At 38.1% G+C, this 1,232-nt stretch carries 1 protein-coding gene and 1 pseudogene; one reads left to right on the top strand and one right to left on the bottom strand.

Annotation, left to right across the window (positions count from 1 at the left end; all coding sequences use genetic code 11):
* Positions 1 to 266: pseudogene (locus J8X26_RS27365) on the top strand (hypothetical protein); the annotation flags it as partial.
* A gap of 27 nt (positions 267 to 293) precedes the next feature.
* Here the strand turns inward: J8X26_RS27365 and J8X26_RS27360 are convergent.
* The gene (locus tag J8X26_RS27360) at positions 294 to 1,148 is read right to left on the bottom strand and encodes an acyltransferase family protein (RefSeq protein ID WP_307803532.1); all 855 of its coding nucleotides are present in this window, start codon (positions 1,146 to 1,148) and stop codon (positions 294 to 296) included.
* Between the last annotated feature and the right edge of the window lie 84 nt (positions 1,149 to 1,232).

Genomic DNA, 1,232 nt, shown 5'->3' with positions numbered 1-1,232 from the left:
CTTCTGATTCAATGGCGGCGGAATATTTGACGGCTGAGCTGTATTTACGACAACCGAAGGCTGCTGCTGAACAGTCTGAATATGACGGAGCATCTTCTAAAATAAATTCCATCAGAGAGCAAATTGAAGACGAAGATTTTACAACTGCAATGGAGTCTGAGCTTGATGATTTACTGAGCACTTGGACCGGGTATAGGAAATCATTAAGATCATACATTTCTTCAGGTGATGGAAGCAAAGAACTCCCTTCACCACCTAAAGACTGATCTTAAAAAAACGTACTCATATAAGATTTAAGTTAGGATTCTTTTATAAAAACTGATTTTTCCAAACGTCAGGCTGAAAAATACTGAAAAAAATGAAACCGATAAAAACAGGAGTGTCTGGTTACCAATCTGGGATTTTAAAGCTAAGTAAAAGAAATAATGAATAAAGTAAATGCTTGATGCTGTGCTAGCTATGTTAAAGTTAATTTTAATATTTGATCTTAACGCAATCATGAAGATACAAGACGCGGCGAGTGGAGCGAATAATAATAGATCATTATTATAAACTCCCAGCTTTAGCCTGATGCATCCCTCAGCACAAAGCATGATAGTAAGAAATAAGAAGGTTGATACCCCAGAATAGGCGGCCATAGATGAAATTCTGTATTTTTTTAGGGCCGCACCTAAGGCAATTAGAGGGAATCCGAATGTTAAAAAGTTTCTATAAAATAGGATAGAGTATTCACCATGCTCAATACTTGACTGCAAGATGAATCCAATCACATATAGTGATATAGCAATAAGGTAAAGTCGTTTGCTTGCATACAGGAAATAATAAACAATCATGCCGATTATCAGCGCAGGCATAAACCAAAGATGCCGCCACCCTTTTACAAGTATGTATAAAGATTCAAATGCATACCCGCCAGTTGAACGGTGCTTCATAGCTATATCCGATATTTCGAAGGGCAGATAAAAAACACACCATGCGATATACAAGCAGGTAAGCCTGAAAACAGTTTTCTTAATATCTGCTGCTTTAGGATTTGATGGAAAATAATAACCGGCAGCAATAAAGAAAAATGGTACGGCGACCCTCGCTATGCTTTGGGTGAGAAGATAATCTAAAGTCCCGCTAGGAGTTATCGTATGAATTGAGATTACAAGGATGGCCAGGCTTTGTTGAATAAATCGGATTTAGATAAAAGCTCCCCTCGTCGCTGACTTTCTCAGGCAATCCTTACG

Source organism: Rahnella sp. ChDrAdgB13 (genome assembly GCF_017655185.1).
Taxonomy (GTDB): domain Bacteria; phylum Pseudomonadota; class Gammaproteobacteria; order Enterobacterales; family Enterobacteriaceae; genus Rahnella; species Rahnella contaminans.
The sequence above is the reverse complement of the archived record's forward strand: the minus strand, read 5'-3'. Positions and strand labels throughout refer to the sequence as shown.